This is a genomic window from Streptomyces yangpuensis, assembly GCF_001005295.1.
Taxonomy (GTDB): domain Bacteria; phylum Actinomycetota; class Actinomycetes; order Streptomycetales; family Streptomycetaceae; genus Streptomyces; species Streptomyces yangpuensis.
This window is the reverse complement of sequence record NZ_LBMK01000001.1, coordinates 976,751-993,228: the sequence shown is the minus strand read 5'-3', so window position 1 is coordinate 993,228 and position 16,478 is coordinate 976,751. Positions and strand designations below refer to the sequence as shown.

15 protein-coding genes are annotated in these 16,478 nt (G+C 73.2%); 6 read left to right on the top strand and 9 right to left on the bottom strand.

The window, feature by feature from the left end; genetic code table 11:
* The 7 genes from AAT21_RS38295 to AAT21_RS04455 all read right to left on the bottom strand — a co-directional run.
* Positions 1-1,131, bottom strand: a 1,131-nt coding sequence (locus AAT21_RS38295) for a peptidase M16 family protein (protein ID WP_459543212.1), incomplete at its 3' end; no start/stop codon positions are given.
* A 101-nt stretch (positions 1,132-1,232) separates the two neighbouring features.
* The gene (locus tag AAT21_RS04480; protein WP_046775331.1) at positions 1,233-2,642 is read right to left on the bottom strand and encodes a lysine N(6)-hydroxylase/L-ornithine N(5)-oxygenase family protein; all 1,410 of its coding nucleotides are present in this window, start codon (positions 2,640-2,642) and stop codon (positions 1,233-1,235) included.
* The gene (locus tag AAT21_RS04475) at positions 2,639-4,024 is read right to left on the bottom strand and encodes a pyridoxal phosphate-dependent decarboxylase family protein (RefSeq protein ID WP_046775330.1); all 1,386 of its coding nucleotides are present in this window, start codon (positions 4,022-4,024) and stop codon (positions 2,639-2,641) included. Before AAT21_RS04475 ends, AAT21_RS04480 begins: the two co-directional genes overlap by 4 nt.
* Positions 4,025-4,604: 580 nt before the next feature.
* The gene (gene pepN / locus AAT21_RS04470; RefSeq protein WP_046775329.1) at positions 4,605-7,121 is read right to left on the bottom strand and encodes an aminopeptidase N; all 2,517 of its coding nucleotides are present in this window, start codon (positions 7,119-7,121) and stop codon (positions 4,605-4,607) included.
* A 37-nt stretch (positions 7,122-7,158) separates the two neighbouring features.
* Entirely contained in the window at positions 7,159-7,518 is a 360-nt protein-coding gene (locus AAT21_RS04465) for a chorismate mutase (protein WP_046775605.1), read from the bottom strand.
* A 264-nt stretch (positions 7,519-7,782) separates the two neighbouring features.
* Entirely contained in the window at positions 7,783-7,956 is a 174-nt protein-coding gene (locus AAT21_RS35140) for a response regulator (protein WP_107081193.1), read from the bottom strand.
* 163 nt (positions 7,957-8,119) lie between these two features.
* On the bottom strand, positions 8,120-8,872 hold the full coding sequence (locus tag AAT21_RS04455) for a S1 family peptidase (protein ID WP_030963933.1): 753 nt from the start codon (positions 8,870-8,872) through the stop codon (positions 8,120-8,122).
* A gap of 172 nt (positions 8,873-9,044) precedes the next feature.
* Here AAT21_RS04455 and AAT21_RS04450 point away from each other — a divergent pair, with 172 nt between their 5' ends.
* Entirely contained in the window at positions 9,045-9,938 is an 894-nt protein-coding gene (locus tag AAT21_RS04450) for a zinc ribbon domain-containing protein (protein WP_046775327.1), read from the top strand.
* Between the two features lie 142 nt (positions 9,939-10,080).
* Complete coding sequence (locus AAT21_RS04445) at positions 10,081-10,758, top strand: HAD family acid phosphatase (RefSeq protein WP_046775326.1); 678 nt, start codon at positions 10,081-10,083, stop codon at positions 10,756-10,758.
* A 464-nt stretch (positions 10,759-11,222) separates the two neighbouring features.
* On the opposite strand, the gene AAT21_RS04440 is transcribed toward AAT21_RS04445, so the two are convergent.
* Positions 11,223-12,134, bottom strand: coding sequence for an SDR family oxidoreductase (locus AAT21_RS04440; RefSeq protein ID WP_046775325.1), 912 nt, complete (start codon positions 12,132-12,134; stop codon positions 11,223-11,225).
* A gap of 1 nt (position 12,135) precedes the next feature.
* Complete coding sequence (locus tag AAT21_RS04435; protein WP_046775324.1) at positions 12,136-12,900, bottom strand: SDR family oxidoreductase; 765 nt, start codon at positions 12,898-12,900, stop codon at positions 12,136-12,138.
* A 56-nt stretch (positions 12,901-12,956) separates the two neighbouring features.
* Here AAT21_RS04435 and AAT21_RS04430 point away from each other — a divergent pair, with 56 nt between their 5' ends.
* The 4 genes from AAT21_RS04430 (at position 12,957) to AAT21_RS04415 (ending at position 16,468) form a co-directional block, all read left to right on the top strand.
* Positions 12,957-13,706 (top strand): enoyl-CoA hydratase family protein, encoded by a 750-nt coding sequence (locus AAT21_RS04430; RefSeq protein WP_046775323.1) that lies wholly within the window; start codon positions 12,957-12,959, stop codon positions 13,704-13,706.
* Positions 13,703-14,554 carry a CoA transferase subunit A gene (locus tag AAT21_RS04425; protein ID WP_046775322.1) on the top strand — a complete coding sequence of 284 codons (852 nt, stop codon included), beginning with the start codon at positions 13,703-13,705 and terminating at the stop codon, positions 14,552-14,554. Before AAT21_RS04430 ends, AAT21_RS04425 begins: the two co-directional genes overlap by 4 nt.
* A gap of 119 nt (positions 14,555-14,673) precedes the next feature.
* The gene (locus tag AAT21_RS04420; protein WP_046775604.1) at positions 14,674-15,372 is read left to right on the top strand and encodes a CoA-transferase subunit beta; all 699 of its coding nucleotides are present in this window, start codon (positions 14,674-14,676) and stop codon (positions 15,370-15,372) included.
* A 4-nt stretch (positions 15,373-15,376) separates the two neighbouring features.
* Positions 15,377-16,468, top strand: coding sequence for an NAD(P)H-dependent flavin oxidoreductase (locus AAT21_RS04415; RefSeq protein ID WP_046775321.1), 1,092 nt, complete (start codon positions 15,377-15,379; stop codon positions 16,466-16,468).
* Positions 16,469-16,478 lie beyond the last annotated feature (10 nt).

The window sequence follows — 16,478 nt, the reverse complement described above, 5'->3', positions numbered from 1 at the left end:
GGCGGGCCGGGGGAAGACCTGGGGCGGTACGACGAGGACGGCGTCGGTGAGGGCGCGTTGCAGGTGGTCGGCGACGTCCTGCGGGGTGACGGCGGCGTGCTGCGCGAGGAGGGTGGCCCGGTCGTGGTAGGGGATGCCGAAGTGTTCGCTTTCGACGGCGCGTTGGAGGGACATCCAGCGGTCGTGGCCGCAGCGTCCGTCGTGGCAGTGGAGTTCGTCGCGTGCGTGCTCGGTGAAGGCGTCGAGTTCCTGGCGGGTGGGGCCCCGCCGGGCGAGGTCCAGGGCTTCGTTCCAGAGGAGGTCGGCGGCTTCTTCGGCGTGGCCTTCGACGGGCCGCAGGACGAGGACGCGGTCGAGGGTCAGCCGGTCGCGGAGGAACCGGTGGAGGGTGACGCCGTCGGATATGCCACGGGTGTCATGGGTGAGGTGTTCGACGCGCCGGGCCAGGACGTGGCAGGCGGCGACGGCGGCGGGTTCGTGCGCGCGTGAGGTCAGCAGGAGGGAGACGGTGTCGACCAGGCGGTGCTGCCAGGTTCCGGGTACGCCGGCGCGCTGGCGGGGGGCGGGGCGGTCGGGGCGGGGGCCGTCGGGCAGCGGGAGGGCGAGTCCGGCGGGCGGCGGGCCGTCGAGGGCGAGGACGGCGTTGCCGCGGGTGAAGTGGGCGGCGGCATGGGCGCGGACGGCGTCGGGGGTGAGCCGGGTGTACATGTCCGGGTCGTGGTGCAGGACGAGGCCGAGGCCGTGGGGTCCGTAGCGGGCGCTGAGGGGCTCGGCGCCGCGCTGGTCGCAGGTGCGGGGCGGGTGGAGGCCGAGGAGGCGGGTGGCGTGCTCCGTGTACCGGGTCGGCAGGTCGCCGAGGGCGCTGCAGACGGTGTGGAGGAAGCCGGTGACCTGTTCGGGGGTGCCCTTGGCCACGAAGTGGGTCGCTTCCTCCTCGACGGAGCTGGTGAACTCGTGGGGCCGCCGGCCGAGGTGTGTCGTCACGAGGGCTTCGAGGAGGTGGGCGGCGCCGAGGGTGGGGGCGGTTTCGTCCCGCAGCCCGCTGCCGAAGGAGAGGACCGCGGTGAGGGGGCCGGGGGCCGGGGCGGCCTCCCACAGGACGGTGACCCCGTCGGCACTGGTTCGCTGCATGACGGCGACGATAGCCGCAGGTCAGGTGTGGTGGGCCGAGGGGGCCGCCGGATCGGGCCCGGGGGTGTCCTGTCGGTCCGGCCTGATCGACAGGACACCTGCTACGGGTGCTCGACGAGCGGGAGGAGTTCGCCCGCGGGGCGGGGGCGGGTGTGCTCGGGCTGTTCGAGGCCGAAGGTGGTGAAGGCGGTGCGCGGGGGCTGGGGGTAGGGCTCTTTGCCGGTGAGGGTGTTGAGGATGGCGGCGCTGCGCCAGGCGGCGAGGCCGAGGTCGGGGGCGCCGACGCCGTGGGTGTGGCGTTCGCCGTTCTGGACGAAGATGCTGCCGGTGACGGAGGGGTCGAGGATCATCCGGTAGCGGTCGTCGATGCGGGGGCGGCCGGCGGAGTCCTTGCGCAGGTAGGGGTCGAGGCCTGCGAGGAGGCGGGTGAGGGGGCGTTCGCGGTAGCCGGTGGCGAGGACGACGGCGTCGGTGGTGAGGCGGGAGCGGGCGCCTTGTTCGGTGTGTTCGAGGTGGAGTTCGACTTTGGTGGTGGCGACGCGTCCGGCGGTGCGGACGGTGACTCCGGGGGTGAGGACGGCGTCGGGCCAGCCGCCGTGGAGGGTGCGGCGGTAGAGCTCGTCGTGGATGGCGGCGATGGTGGCGGTGTCGATGCCTTTGTGGAGTTGCCATTGGGCGGGGACGAGGTGGTCGCGTACGGGTTCGGGGAGGGAGTGGAAGTAGCGGGTGTAGTCGGGGGTGAAGTGTTCGAGGCCGAGTTTTGAGTACTCCATGGGGGCGAAGGAGGGAGTTCTGGCGAGCCAGGTGAGGCGTTCGCGGCCGGCGGGGCGGGCGCGGAGGAGGTCAAGGAAGACTTCAGCGCCGGACTGGCCGGAGCCGATGACGGTGACGTGGTCGGCGCCGATGATGCGTTGGCGGTTGTCGAGGTAGTCGGCGGAGTGGATGACGGGAACGGTGGGGGCTTCGGCGAGGGGGCGCAGGGGTTCGGGGATGTGGGGTGCGGTGCCGATGCCGAGGGCGAGGTTGCGGGTGTAGGTGCGGCCGAGGGCTTCGGCTTCGCCGGTGGGGTCGAGTTGGGTGAAGTCGACTTCGAAGAGGTCGCGTTCGGGGTTCCAGCGGACGGCGTCGACCTGGTGGCCGAAGTGGAGTCCGGGGACGCGGCCGGCGACCCAGCGGCAGTAGGCGTCGTATTCGGCGCGGTGGATGTGGAACTGCTCGGCGAAGTAGAAGGGGTAGAGCCGCTCCTTGTGCTTGAGGTAGCTGAGGAAGCTCCAGGGGCTGGCGGGGTCGGCGAGGGTGACGAGGTCGGCGAGGAAGGGGACTTGGAGGGTGGTGCCGTCGATGAGGAGGCCGGGGTGCCAGCGGAAGTCGCGGCGCTGCTCGTAGAAGGCGGTGGCGAGTTCGCCGGCTCCTTGGTGGGGGAGGCCGTGGGCGAGGGCGGCGAGGGACAGGTTGGACGGTCCGATGCCGATTCCGACGAGGTCGTGGGGTGCATCGAGCTGGGCGGTCATCGGTGGGTGCTGCCTTCCAGGAGGGCGATGAGGGTGTCCAGGTCTCCCGCCGTGGTGTGCGGGTTGAGCAGGGTGGCTTTGAGCCAGAGGCGGCCGTCGGCGTGGGTGCGGCCGAGGACGGCGCGGCCTTGGTGGAGGAGGGTGCGGCGCAGGGTGGCGATGTCGTCGTCGGTGGCGTGGGTGGGCCGGAAGAGGACGGTGGTGATGGTGGGTGGGGCGTGGAGTTCGAAGCGGGGGTGGGCGTCGAGGAGTCGGGCGAGGTGGTGTGCGAGGTGGCAGGTGTGGTCGATGAGGTGGGTAAGGCCGTCGCGGCCGAGTGAGCGGAGGGTGGTGGCGATCTTGAGGGCGTCGGGGCGGCGGGTGGTGCGCAGGGAGCGGCCGAGGAGGTCGGGGAGTCCGGCTTCGGTGTCGTCGGTGGCGTTGAGGTAGTCGGCCTGGTGGGCGAGGGGGGCGAGGAGGGCGGTGTCGGGGACGGTGAGGAGTCCTGCGGCGACGGGCTGCCAGCCGAGTTTGTGCAGGTCGATGGTGAGGGAGTGGGCGCGGCCGAGTCCGGTGAGTTTGTGCCGGTGGTGGGGGCTGAGGGCGAGGAGGCCGCCGTATGCGGCGTCGATGTGGAGGTCGGCGCCGTGCTGGTCGCAGAGGTCGGCGATGGCGGGGAGGGGGTCGATGAGGCCTGCGTCGGTGGTGCCGGCGGTGGCGGTGACGAGGGTGGGGCCGGGGGTGGTGGCGAGGGCGTCGGCGAGGGTGGCGGGGTCGAGGAGGCCGGTGGGGGGGGGGAGTTCGGTGGCCGGGGGGAGGCCGAGGAGCCAGGCGGCGCGGGGGATGGAGTGGTGGGCGTTGGCTCCGTGCAGGACGGTGAGGTGGGGGCCGTGGCGTTCGCGGGCGAGGAGCAGGGCGAGTTGGTTGGCTTCGGTGCCGCCGGTGGTGATGAGGGCGTCGGGGTGGGGGGTGTCGTGGAACTCGGCGGCGAGGGCGCGGGTGAGGAGGGCTTCGATGGCGGAGGCGGCGGGGGCCTGGTCCCAGGAGTCGAGGGAGGGGTTGAGGGCGGCGGCGGCGAGGTCGGCGGCGACGGCGACGGCGAGGGGTGGGCAGTGCAGGTGGGCGGCGCAGTGGGGGTGGGCGGGGTCTGCGGCGCCGGCGGCGAGGGTGTGGACGAGGGTGCGGAGGGCTTCGTGGTCGCCGGTTCCGTGGTCGGGCAGTACGTCGCCGAGTGCGGTGCGGACGCGGGCGGTGACGGTGGCGGGGCCGCCGGCGGGGAGGGGGCGGCCGGAACGGTCCTGCGCGCCGGTGCGGAGGGCGTCGAGGACGGTGTCGAGGAGGGGGCGCAGGGCGTGCGGGCCGGTGGCTCCGCCGGCGAGCGGGTTGCCGTGCGGCGCTGTCAACGGGACCTCCGGGGGCTGGCGGGGTGCCGTGCGGCGCGGGACACCCGACCAGTACAACGATCAGACCCGAATGGGGTAACCGCCGGGGTTTGTCCCACTCGGCGGCGGGGTGGGCGGGGCGGTTGAGCGGCCGCAGGGTTGCCGGGGCGCCGGTGCCGGCCTTGCCGCAGCCGGGGCGCCGGGGTCGGCCTTGCCGCACCCGGGGTCAGCCCTGCCTCAGGCGGAGTGCCGGTGCCGGGTTGCCGGTCCGGTGCCGGCCTTGCCGCAGGCGGGGGGCCGGTGCCGGCCTTGCCGCAGGCGGGGGGCCGGTGCCGGCCTTGCCGCAGGCGGGGGGCCGGTGCGGGCGGCGGCGTCGCCCGTGCCGGATTGCCGGTGCCGGTGCCGGGGTGCCGGTGCCGGGGTCAGCCCTGCCTCAGGCGGAGTGCCGGTGCCGGGTTGCCGGTCCGGGGGCGGCCCTGCCGGGGTCGGCGTTGCCGGAGGCGGGGTGCCGGTGCCGGGGTCGGGGTGGCGCCCCGGACCGGCACCGGCCCCGGCCCCCCGTTCCGCCGAGCCCCCCGCAGGGGGTCCCGCAGGGTGAGGGTCAGCCTCGGACGCGCAGGGCTCGGGACAGGTCGTCCAGTTGGTCCACGAGCTTGCGGCGCAGGAGCGGGATGAGGTCCGGGTCGGTGAGGGCGGCGCGGCCCGCCTTGAGGTTGGCTTCGTCGACGGCGTACGCCGGGAAGGCGTAGCGGCCCGCGGCCTCGCCGATGGCGGGTCCGCGGCGGGCGCCGAGGGCGATGGCGTCGGGGTAGAAGCGGGTGACGTACTCGGCGGTGAGGTCGGCCTGTTCGGGCTGCCAGAAGCCCTGGGCGGTGGCGCTGAAGAGGTAGTTGGACAGGGTGTCGTCGTGGAAGAGGCGGTCCCAGGCGGCGGCCTTGGCCTCGGGGGTGGGGAGGGCGGCGCGGCAGCGGGCGGCGCCTTCCTCGCCGGTGGCGCTGGGGTCGGCGGCGAGGGCGGCGTCGATCTCGTTGTCGCCGACGGCGCCGAGGACGGCGAGGCGGCCGAGGATGCGCCAGCGCAGTTCGGGGTCGAGGGCGGGGCCGCCGGGGACGGTGTCGTCGGCGAGCCAGGCGGCGATGGTGTCGGGCTGGGTGGCGCTGCCCACGAGGGTGCGTACGGCGGTGAGCCGCATGCCGGGTTCGGAGCCGTCCTCGGTGCGGCGGAGCAGGTCGCGGGCGATGGTGGTGAGGGTGCCGAGTGCGGCGGTGCGGTCCTCGGGGGCGACGTAGCGGACGGCGACCTCGGTGCGGGCGAAGGTGAGGACGCCTTGGACGATGGCGAGGTCGTGTTCCTCGGGGAGGTGGGCCTCGGCGGTGGTCAGGTAGTCGTGCGGGTCGAGTTCGCCGTCGCGGACCATGTCGCGCAGGCAGTTCCAGACGACGGCGCGGGTGAGGGCCTCGGGGATGCCGGAGAGGCCGCGCAGGACCGTTTCGAGGGAGGTTTCGTCGAGGCGGATCTTGGCGTAGGTGAGGTCGGCGTCGTTGAGGAGGAGCAGTGCGGGGCGTTCGCCGCCGGCCGAGATGATCTCGTCGGTGGGGACGTCGAGGTCGAGGAGTTCGCGCAGTTCCAGGATGCGGCCGTCGACGGGGTCGCGGTCGTAGACGCCGACGGCGATGTGGTGGGGGCGGCTGCCGGTGCGGTCGACGGTGAGGGTCCAGCCGTTGGTGCCCTCGGGGGCCTCGATGCGGGGGGTGAGGGTGTCGGTGCCGGTGGTGCGCAGCCATGCGTCGGCCCAGCCGCGGACGTCGCGTTCGGTGTGGGCCGCGAGGGAGTCGATGAAGTCGGCGAGGGAGGCGTTGGCGAACTTGTGGCGGGCGAAGTGGGTGTTGATGCCGGCGAGGAAGTCCTTCTCGCCGAGCCAGGCGACGAGCTGGCGCAGGGCGGAGGCGCCCTTGGCGTAGGAGATGCCGTCGAAGTTGAGGAGGGCGGAGGCGGTGTCGGGGACGTCGTCGGGGGCGACGGGATGGGTGGAGGGGCGCTGGTCGGCGTCGTAGCCCCAGGGCTTGCGGGTGACGCCGAAGTCGGTCCAGGTGTCGGTGAAGCGGGTGGCTTCGGTGAGGGTCTGGTAGCCCATGTATTCGGCGAAGGACTCGTTGAGCCAGATGTCGTCGAACCAGGCGAGGGTGACGAGGTCGCCGAACCACATGTGGGCCATTTCGTGGGCGATGACCATGGCGCGGGACTGGCGTTCGGTGTCGGTGACGGCGGAGCGGTAGATGAATTCGTCGCGGAAGGTGACGAGGCCGGGGTTCTCCATGGCGCCGGCGTTGAATTCGGGGACGAAGGCCTGGTCGTAGGAGTCGAAGGGGTAGGGCTCGGTGAATTTGACCTGGTAGCGGTCGAAGCAGGCCTTGGTGATGGAGAGGATCTCGTCGGCGTCGGCGTCCATGTGGGGTGCGAGGGACTGGCGGCAGTGGATGCCGAAGGGCAGTCCGGCGTGCTGGGTGGTCACGCTGTGCCAGGGGCCTGCGGCGACGGCGGCGAGGTAGGTGGAGATGACGGGGGTGGGGGCGGACTGCCAGATGCCGGCGGCGGTGGTGTCGCCGGTGGCGGGGCGGTCGGCGAGGCGGGTGGTGATGCCGTTGGCGAGGACGGTCCAGTGTGCGGGGGCGGTGACGGTGAACTCGAAGACGGCCTTGAGGTCGGGCTGGTCGAAGGCGGGGAAGACCCTTTGGACGTCGTCGAGGAACATCTGGCTGTAGACGTACGTCTGGCCGTCCGCGGGGTCGGTGAAGCGGTGCAGGCCCTCGCCGGTGCGGGAGTAGCGCATGCGGGTGTCGAGGTGCAGCTCGTGGGGGCCCTGGGTGAGGCCGGTGAGCGGCAGCCGGTTGTCTTCGAGGGCGGCCGGGTCGAGGGGGTTGCCGTCGAGGGTCGCGGAGCGCAGTACGTCCGGCTTCAGCTCCACGAAGGTGTCGCCGGTGGTGCGGGCGGTGAACCGGATGACGGTGGTGGAGTCGAAGGTGTCGTCGTCGCCGGTGAGGTCGAGGGTGACGGCGTAGTGGTGGACGTCGAGGAGCTGGGCTCGGAGCTGCGCTTCGTTGCGCTTCAGTGCGGACATGGGGCCATGCTGCCGCAGTGGGCGGCCGGAGCCCCGGCTACTGCTCTTCGCCGGCGGCGATCGTCTCGTGGTGGCGGATGACCTCGGCGATGATGAAGTTGAGGAGCTTCTCGGCGAAGGCGGGGTCGAGCTTGGCGTTCTCGGCGAGCTGGCGGAGCCGGGCGATCTGGCTGGCCTCGCGGCCGGGGTCGGCGGGGGGCAGCTGGTGGCGGGCCTTGAGGTGGCCGACCTGCTGGGTGCATTTGAAGCGTTCGGCGAGCATGTGGACGACGGCGGCGTCGATGTTGTCGATGCTGTCGCGCAGGCGGGCGAGTTCGGCGGTGACGTTGTCGTCGATGCCGTCGGGGGTGGCGTCGTGGCCGTCGCCCGTGCCGTTGTCGAGGTCGCTGATGTTCATGGTTGTCGAGAATACGTGGCGCCGGCCCGCAGGTCGCGGGGGTAGTCGGCCTGTGAGACGGGGTCGGGTCAGGGGGAGGACGGCGGCCGTCTCCGGGGCGGGGGCCGGCGGTGGGGAGGCCGCCGAGGGCCTGGGCGTGCTCGGCGGTGCCGGCGAGGCCGTGGCCGCCGCGGGCGTTCTCGGAGAGCCGGGCTGGTCGGCCGGCGTCGTCTGCGAGGCGGACCTCCAGGCCGGGCTTCGAGGACGAACCGGCCGGCCCGTCGCCTACGCCTCAACCTGCATGGCCGGGCTCGCGTCCTTCAGGAAGAAGCCGGACGCTGTGCCGCGGAGCGCTGCGTGGACGTATTCGTCGAGGTCGGAGGTGGTGACGATGACGATGCGTGGCCGGTTGCTTGCGGAGGGGCGGCGGGTGACGTCGAGGCTGTCGAGCTTCGGCATGCGGATGTCGGGGAGGGTCGGGCCGTCGGGTGGGTGTCGCGAGGCCTGGGCGGCGGTGTGCCGGTCCTGCGGTACGTGGGTCCGCGTGACGGGGGCGGACGCGGGTGCGCCTCGTCCTTCCGGCCGGTTCGCGGCCGGCCGGAAGGACGAGGCGGTGGGGGGACTACAGGGTCGCCGCGGCGCTCTTGATCTGGGCGGCGAAGGTGGAGACCTCGGTGTAGACGCCCGGGTAGTCGGGGCGGGCGCAGCCGATGCCCCAGCTGACGATGCCGACCTGGATCCAGGCTCCGGCGTTGTCGCGGCGGAACATGGGGCCGCCGGAGTCGCCCTGGCAGGTGTCGACGCCGCCCTGGTCGAGGTAGCCGGCGCAGATTTCCTCGCCGGGGACGAGGTCGCTGTAGGCGGCGTTGCAGTCGGCGTCGGAGACGAAGGGGACGGTGGCCTTCATGAGGTAGCGCTGCTGGCCGCCGCCTTCGCGGGTGGCGCCCCAGCCGGCGACGGTGAAGGTGCCGTTGTCGTAGGCCTTGGTCTCGGCGATCTTGAGGGTGGGCAGGTTGATGGGCTTGGCGAGCTTGATCAGGGCCCAGTCCTTGCCGGTGCCGTTGTAGCCGGGGGCGCGCAGGACCTTGGTGGATTTGACCTTGATGGCGCTGGTGCTGTTGAGGTCGACGACTCCGGCGGTGGCGGTGATGGAGGTGTTGTTGCCGGAGCCGCTGACGCAGTGGGCGGCGGTGAGGACGATCTGCTGGGTGTAGAGGGCGCCGCCGCAGCCCATGGAGAGGCGCACCATGAAGGGGAACTCGCCCTGGGCGGCTCGGGTGCCGCCGACGACGGGGGCGGTGCCGGCGGTGGCGGTGCCGGGCTGGAGGCTGACGGCCGCGAGGGCGACGGCGCCGACGGCGAGGGTGCGCTTCATGAATCGCACAAGGCTGGTCACAGTCAACACACTGCCTTTCGTGGGGGGTTGGGCCGTGCGCGTCATCGGGGAATGACGGGTCCATGACACATCAGGAGGATGGCGGCCAACAAGAAGGCAGTTTCGGCCAACTCCCGCCGGAGCGACAGGTATTGCGGTAAAGGGGCACCGGATGGAGAAGAACGGCGGGCGGGGCGGGGCCATCGAGCACGGATTTCCGCACCTGGCGACCGTGCGCGCATCGATCACCGCGCTGTTCCGGCGCATGTCGGCCGACGGGGTCCGCGCCTACGCCACGAGCCTCTCCCCTGCCGACGCGGCCTTCGACGCCTCCGACGACCTGCACCTGGGAGCGCAGCGGGTCGCCTCGGCGGTCGTGCGCGCGCTGCGGCTGCCCGATGTGCGCACGGTGGTCGCGTTCCGGCCGATGGAGGAGGCAGCCGTGGTGGAACTGGCCGCGGGTCCGGAGTACTTCATCGAGGTCAACGACCGGTTCCGCACCCACCGGCGGGACCTGGCGGCGGCGCTGTCGCACGAGATCACCCATGTGCTGCTGCACCGGCTGGATCTGGCCTTCCCCGATCCGGCGGAGAACGAGATCCTCACCGACACCGCCGCCGCCTACCTGGGGGTGGGCTGGCTGCTCCTGGACGCCTACCGGGAGGACGCGCTCACCCACCAGAGGTTCGGCTACCTGACGCCGGAGGAGTTCGGCTACGTCCTGGCCAAGCGGGCCGCGCTGTTCGGCGAGGACCCGTCCGCCTGGTTCACCAGTCCCCAGGCGTACGAGGCCTACGTGCGCGGGAGCGCGCCGGCGGCCCGGGACCACCGGCGGGCGCCGCTCGCCGCGGCCGGCCCGCTGGCGCGGCGGCGGTACGCGAGGGCGCGGCGCGGCGGGGCCGCCCCGGCCGGTGCGGCGTACCGCTTCGAGCCCGAGGCCTCCGGCCCGGGGCTGCGGGTCGCTTTCCCGTGCCCGGTGTGCGCGCAGTGGGTGCGGGTGCCGGCGGGCGGACGGCTGCGGGCGCGGTGCGGCCTGTGCGGCACGGTGCTGGACTGCGACACGTAGCGGGTGTCCCGGTCCGCACGCATATGGCTTGATCATTCACCGGTCGGTCGCAAAAAGTTTCCTACCGGCCAGTAGACACGGGTGCGGTTCTCGCCAACTCTGGTCACGTCCCTGCCAATTCGTGTCCGAGGAGCGCCCCCACATGCTCATTTTCCGCCGTACCCGAACGACCCGTACCGCCGCCGTCGGGGTGGCCGCTGCGGCCGCCGTCCTGACGCTCGTTCCGGCCACCGCCGCCCAGGCGGCCCCCGTCGCCGCAGCCGCGCCCGTCACCGCCGCGGCGAGCACGTCCGCGCCGGGCGGGAACGCGGCGATACTCGGCATCGACTACGCCACCTGGCAGCGCGAGGTGGCCGCCATCGTCGACGCGGCCCGCCCCGCCATCGAGCAGCGCATCGCGAACTCGCCCGCCGGCGAGAAGCCCGCCCTCGTCCTCGACATCGACAACACCTCGCTGGAGACGGACTTCCACTGGTTCTGGACCTACCCGACCCCCGCGATCGCCAAGGTCCGCGCGCTGACCCAGTACGCCCACGCGCGCGGCGTCGCCGTCTTCTTCGTCACGGCCCGCCCCGGGATCATCCACTCCCTCACCGAGTACAACCTCAAGGCCGTCGGCTACCCGGTGTCGGGGCTCTACGTCCGCGATCTGCCCGACCTCTTCGAGGAGGTCAGCAAGTACAAGACGGCCAAGCGCGCGGAGATCGAGGCGCGCGGCTACACGATCATCGCCAACATCGGGAACAGCCCGACCGACCTGGTCGGCGGTCACGCGGAGCGGACGGTCAAGCTCCCGGACTACGACGGCAAGCTCTCCTGACGCACGGGGAACCACCCGTTCCCCTCGTTCACGGCCTGTGCGGACGGCCTGCGCGCAGGCCGTCCGCACAACATGATGGCCTGACTGCGGTTCAGCGGGTGGACCCAGCGGGTAGTCATACCTCAACGCACCGACGAAGACTCGGACCCGACCCCTCGCCAGGGGGCCGGGCCCGCTTCCGTTTCCGGCCTTCGCGGGCGGCTCCGGCGGCGGGCGGCGCCCTGGCGCTGCCGGGCCGTCGGGCCCAGGGGTGCACCGCAGGGCGGGGCCCGCCGCGCTCCGGACGCCGCGCCGCCCCTGTGCCCTGTCGTCGAGGTCCCGCCTGGCCCGCGTCGCCCGGCACCGCACCTCGCCGCGTTGCCGGGGCGCGACGAGTACGTCCGGTACACGGGCGCCCCTCCGCCCTGCGATGCTTCCCCTCGGCCCTGCGGGCCCGGGGAGGCCCCATGGGCACCGGACACCCCCTAGCGCGCCCCGTACACCGGCAGTGGGGCCTGTGCCTCGGCCAGGAGTTCGACCGCCGTTTCGCCCGCCTCGGCCGGGGTCCGGCGGGCACCGTGGTCGGCGGTGGGGCCCGGCCGCCAGCCCTCCATCACGGTGATCCGGCCGCCCTCGGTCTCGAAGACCCGCCCGGTGACCCCGGCCGAGGCGTCCGCGCCGAGCCAGACCACGAGCGGTGAGACGTTCCCGGGGGCCATGGCGTCGAAGCCGCCGTCTTCGGGGGCGGCCATGGTCTGCGCGAAGGTCCGTTCGGTCATGCGGGTCCGCGCGGCCGGGGCGATCGCGTTGACCTGGACCCCGTACGGGCCCATCTCGGCCGCCGCGACCAGGGTCAGGCCGAGGATGCCCGCCTTCGCCGCGCTGTAGTTGCCCTGTCCGACGGAGCCCAGCAGCCCCGCCCCGGAGGAGGTGTTGACCACCCGGGCGGCCACGGCGCGGCCCGCCTTCGCCTCCGTACGCCACCATGCGGCCGCCGACCGCAGGGGCAGGAAGTGCCCCTTCAGGTGGACCCTTACGACCGCATCCCAGTCGTCCTCGTCCAGGTTCACCAGCATCCGGTCGCGCAGGAAGCCGGCGTTGTTGACCAGCGTGTCGAGGCGCCCGTAGGCGTCGAGGGCGGCCTCCACCAGGGAGTCCGCGCCCCGCTGGGTCGCGATGTCCCCGCCGTGCACGACGGCTTCGCCGCCGCGCGCCTCGATCTCGCGGACCACCCGCGCCGCCGGGCTCTCCGGTCCGGGCAGCCCGTCCAGTCCCACGCCGAGGTCGTTGACGACGACCTTCGCGCCTTCCGCGGCGAAGGCCAGCGCGTGGGCCCTGCCCAGCCCCCGCCCCGCGCCCGTCACGATCACGACCCGGCCCTCGCACAGTCCCGCCATCTCAGCTCTCCTTGTTGACAGTTGCCGCATCCAGGAACGCCGGCCGCTCCCCGCCGCCGTGCACCAGCAGGCCGGCTCCGCTCACGTACCGCGCCCGGTCGGAGGCGAGGAAGACCGCCACGTCACCCACGTCGGCCGGTTCGGCGAGCCGCCCCAGCGGGACGGTCGCCCCGACCGCTTCGATCCCGGCCTCGTCCCCGTAGTGCAGGTGCGCGAGTTCGGTCCGCACCATGCCGAGGATCAGCGAGTTCACCCGTACCTCGGGCGCCCATTCGACGGCCATGGACCGGGCGAGGTTCTCCAGCCCGGCCTTGGCCGCCCCGTAGGCCGCCGTCCCCGGTGAAGGGCGGGTCCCGCTGACGCTGCCGATCATCACGACCGAGCCGCGGGTCCGTCTGAGCCAGGGGTGGGCCGCCAGTGAGGCCGTCATCGGGGCAAGCAGGTTGAGCTCGACGACCCGTGCGTGGCGTTCGGCGCCGCCCTCGCCGAGCAGCCGGTACGGGGTCCCGCCCGCGTTGTTGACCAGGCAGTCGAGCCGTCCGTACCGGCCGGCGACCGCGTCGAAGAAGTCCCGTACGGCGCCGGTGTCGCGCAGGTCGAGCGCGGTGAAGGACGCCTCGCGGCCGTCCGCCGAGACCGGTTCGTCCGGGGGCCGGCGGGCACACACGACGACCTCCGCGCCGGCCGCGAGGAACGACCGGGCGATCCCGGCGCCGACGCCCCTGGTTCCGCCGGTGACGACGACAACCCTCCCGTCGAGCTCCATCGGCTGCTACCTTCCTCACCTAACAAATGTTTGGTGGAAAGGTAGCTGATCCTCTCATGGGTGTCTCCACCTCCCGCCCGGACAAGGGCGTCGCACTGGTCACGGTCGACTTCCCGCCCGTCAACGCGCTGCCCGTGCAGGGCTGGTACGACCTCGCCGACACCCTGCGGGCCGCGGGCCGCGACCCCGAGGTCCGGTGCGTGGTCCTCGCCGCCGAGGGCCGCGGCTTCAACGCGGGCGTCGACATCAAGGAGATGCAGCGGGACACCGGCCACGCGGCCCTCATCGGCGCCAACCGGGGCTGCTACGAGGCGTTCGCCGCCGTCTACGAGTGCGAGGTACCCGTCGTCGCGGCCGTGAACGGCTTCTGCCTGGGCGGCGGGATCGGCCTGGCCGGCAACGCCGACGCGATCGTCGCCTCCGAGGACGCCGTCTTCGGCCTGCCCGAGCTCGACCGCGGCGCGCTGGGCGCCGCCACCCACCTGGCCCGGCTGGTCCCCCAGCACCTAATGCGCGCCCTCTACTACACCTCGCGCACCGCGACCGCCGCCGAACTGCACGCCCACGGCTCGGTCTGGCAGGTGGTCCCGCCCGGAGCGCTGCGCGGCGCCGCCCTGGAGCTGGCCGCCGAGATCGCGCAGAAGGACGGGTATCTGATCCGGCTGGCGAAGGCTGCCATCAACGGCATCGACCCCGTGGACGTGCGCCGCAGCTACCGCTTCGAGCAGGGCTTCACCTTCGAGGCCAACCTCAGCGGGGTCGCCGACCGGGTCCGTGACACCTTCGGGAAGGAAGAGCGCGCATGAGCGACAAGTCCATGACCGTCGACGAGGTGGTCGGGCAGCTGCGCAGCGGGATGACTCTGGGGATCGGCGGCTGGGGGTCCCGGCGCAAGCCGATGGCGCTGGTCAGAGCGCTGCTCCGGTCCGAGATCACCGATCTCACCGTGATCTCGTACGGCGGCCCCGATGTCGGCCTGCTGGCCGCCGCGGGCCGTGTCCGCCGGCTCGTCGCCCCCTTCGCCACCCTCGACTCCATCGCCCTGGAGCCGCACTTCCGGGCCGCCCGGGAACGCGCCGCCTTCGCCCTCACCGAGTACGACGAGGCCATGTTCATGTGGGGTCTGCACGCCGCCGCCAACCGGCTGCCCTTCCTCCCCGTCCGTGCCGGCCTGGGCTCGGACGTGATGCGGGTCAACCCGGAACTGCGCACGGTGACCTCGCCCTACGGCGACGGCGAGAAGCTCGTCGCCGTCCCCGCCCTGCGGATGGACGCCGCCCTGGTCCACCTCAACCGCGCCGACCGCCTCGGCAACGCCCAGTACCTGGGCCCGGACCCGTACTTCGACGACCTGTTCTGCGAGGCCGCCGACGCCGCCTATGTCTCCTGCGAGCAGCTCGTGGAGACCGCCGAGCTCGCCAAGGGCGGCCCGCCGCAGTCCCTCCTGGTCAGCCGGCACTCCGTCACCGGGGTGGTGGAGACCCCGAACGGCGCGCACTTCACCTCCTGCGCCCCCGACTACGGCCGCGACGAGGCATTCCAGAAGCTCTACGCGAGCACCCCCTGGCCCGAGTTCTCGGCCCGCTTCCTGTCCGGGGCGACCGAGCACGACTACCAGTCGGCCGTCCGGACCTGGCACGAGGAGCAGCAGTGACCCCGACGACGGGCACCGGAGACACCGGCAGCGGCACCGGCACCGGCACCGGCACCGGCACGGGCACCGGCACCGGCACCGGCACCGGCAACACCGGCCCCACCCGTGCCGAGTACTGCGTGGTCGCGTGCGCCGAGGCCTGGCGGGGCGACGGCGAGGTGCTCGCCAGCCCGATGGGCCTGATCCCCTCCTTCGGGGCCCGGCTCGCGAAGCGGACCTTCTCCCCCGACCTGCTGCTGACGGACGGCGAGGCCACGCTCGTCGGGCTGGACGGCACGCCCGAGGGCTGGCTGCCCTACCGGCGGCACCTGACCATGGTCACCGGCGGCAGGCGGCACGTGATGATGGGCGCGAGCCAGATCGACCGGTTCGGCAATCAGAACATCTCCTGTATCGGGGACTGGGAGCGGCCGACCCGGCAGCTGCTCGGGGTGCGCGGCGCACCCGTCAACACCGTGAACAATCCGGTGAGTTACTGGATCCCCAGGCATTCGACCCGGGTCTTCGTCGAGCGTGTCGACATGGTCAGCGGGGTGGGCTACGACCGGGCCGCCGAGGCCGGGGTGACCCGCTTCCACCGGCTGCCCCGGGTGGTCAGCGACCTCGCCGTCCTCGACTTCGCCGGCCCCGGGAACGCGATGCGGCTGGCCTCCGTGCACCCGGGGGTCACCGTCGAGGAGGTCCGGTCGGCGACGGGCTTCGAGCTGGCGCTGCCCGAGGAGGTCCCGTACACGCGGGAGCCGACCGCGTACGAACTGCGGCTGATCCGCGAGGTCATCGATCCGAGGGGGCTGCGCGACCGGGAAGTGCGGGGCTGATCCGGTGGAGACGGCGTTCACGAAGCTGGTCGGGGTCGAGCACCCCCTCGTGCAGACGGGCATGGGCTGGGTCGCCGGGCCCCGTCTGGTGTCGGCCGCGGCGCGCGCCGGCGCCCTGGGCATCCTGGCCTCGGCGACGATGACCACGGACCAGCTGCGGTCGGCGGTCCGCGAGGTCCGCTCCCGCGTCCCGGAGGGGACCCCCTTCGGGGTCAACCTGCGCGCGGACGCCGGGGACGCGCCCGAGCGCGTCCGGCTGATCATCGACGAGGGGGTGAAGGTCGCCTCCTTCGCGCTCGCGCCCTCCCGGGAGCTGGTCGCCCGGCTGAAGGACGCGGGCGTGGTCGTCATCCCGTCGGTCGGGGCCCGGCGGCACGCCGAGAAGGTGGCGGCCTGGGGCGCCGACGCGGTGATCGTGCAGGGCGGCGAGGGCGGCGGCCACACCGGTGACGTGGCCACCACCGTGCTGCTGCCGCAGGTTGTGGACGCCGTGGACATCCCGGTGGTCGCGGCGGGCGGCTTCGCCGACGGCCGCGGTCTGGTCGCGGCCCTGGCGTACGGGGCGGCGGGCATCGCGATGGGCACGCGGTTCCTGCTGACCTCGGACTCGACCGTGCCGGACGCGGTGAAGGCCGAATACCTGAGGGCGACGGTCCGGGACGTCACCGTCACCACGGCCGTCGACGGGCTCCCGCACCGCATGCTCCGTACGGAGCTGGTCGACTCCCTGGAGCGGGCCGGGCGGGCCCGGGCGCTGGTCCGGGCGGTCCGGCACGCGGCGGGCTTCCGGAAGCTGTCCGGCCTGGGCTGGCCGCAGATGGTCCGCGACGGCCTGGCGATGAAACACGGCAAGGACCTGTCCTGGAGCCAGGTCCTGCTGGCCGCGAACACTCCCATGCTCCTCAAGGCGTCCATGGTCGAGGGCCGTACGGACCTCGGCGTCATGGCATCGGGCCAGGTTGCGGGGGTGATCGACGATCTTCCGTCCTGTGCGGAGCTCGTCTCCCGCGTCATGGCCGAGGCCCACTGCGTGCTGGACCGTCTCCACGGGCCGCACGGAGCGCACGCGCCCGGCACCCTGCCACCACCAGGGTGATCCCCTTCTC

Excerpts from the sequence above, each read along its gene's own strand:
- AAT21_RS04480 (WP_046775331.1), bottom strand. The coding sequence starts at position 2,642 with ATGACCGCCCAGCTCGATGCACCCCACGACCTCGTCGGAATCGGCATC.
- pepN (WP_046775329.1), bottom strand. The coding sequence starts at position 7,121 with ATGTCCGCACTGAAGCGCAACGAAGCGCAGCTCCGAGCCCAGCTCCTC.
- AAT21_RS04465 (WP_046775605.1), bottom strand. The coding sequence starts at position 7,518 with ATGAACATCAGCGACCTCGACAACGGCACGGGCGACGGCCACGACGCC.
- AAT21_RS35140 (WP_107081193.1), bottom strand. The coding sequence starts at position 7,956 with ATGCCGAAGCTCGACAGCCTCGACGTCACCCGCCGCCCCTCCGCAAGC.
- AAT21_RS04455 (WP_030963933.1), bottom strand. The coding sequence starts at position 8,872 with ATGAAGCGCACCCTCGCCGTCGGCGCCGTCGCCCTCGCGGCCGTCAGC.
- AAT21_RS04450 (WP_046775327.1), top strand. The coding sequence starts at position 9,045 with ATGGAGAAGAACGGCGGGCGGGGCGGGGCCATCGAGCACGGATTTCCG.
- AAT21_RS04445 (WP_046775326.1), top strand. The coding sequence starts at position 10,081 with ATGCTCATTTTCCGCCGTACCCGAACGACCCGTACCGCCGCCGTCGGG.
- AAT21_RS04440 (WP_046775325.1), bottom strand. The coding sequence starts at position 12,134 with ATGGCGGGACTGTGCGAGGGCCGGGTCGTGATCGTGACGGGCGCGGGG.
- AAT21_RS04435 (WP_046775324.1), bottom strand. The coding sequence starts at position 12,900 with ATGGAGCTCGACGGGAGGGTTGTCGTCGTCACCGGCGGAACCAGGGGC.
- AAT21_RS04430 (WP_046775323.1), top strand. The coding sequence starts at position 12,957 with ATGGGTGTCTCCACCTCCCGCCCGGACAAGGGCGTCGCACTGGTCACG.
- AAT21_RS04425 (WP_046775322.1), top strand. The coding sequence starts at position 13,703 with ATGAGCGACAAGTCCATGACCGTCGACGAGGTGGTCGGGCAGCTGCGC.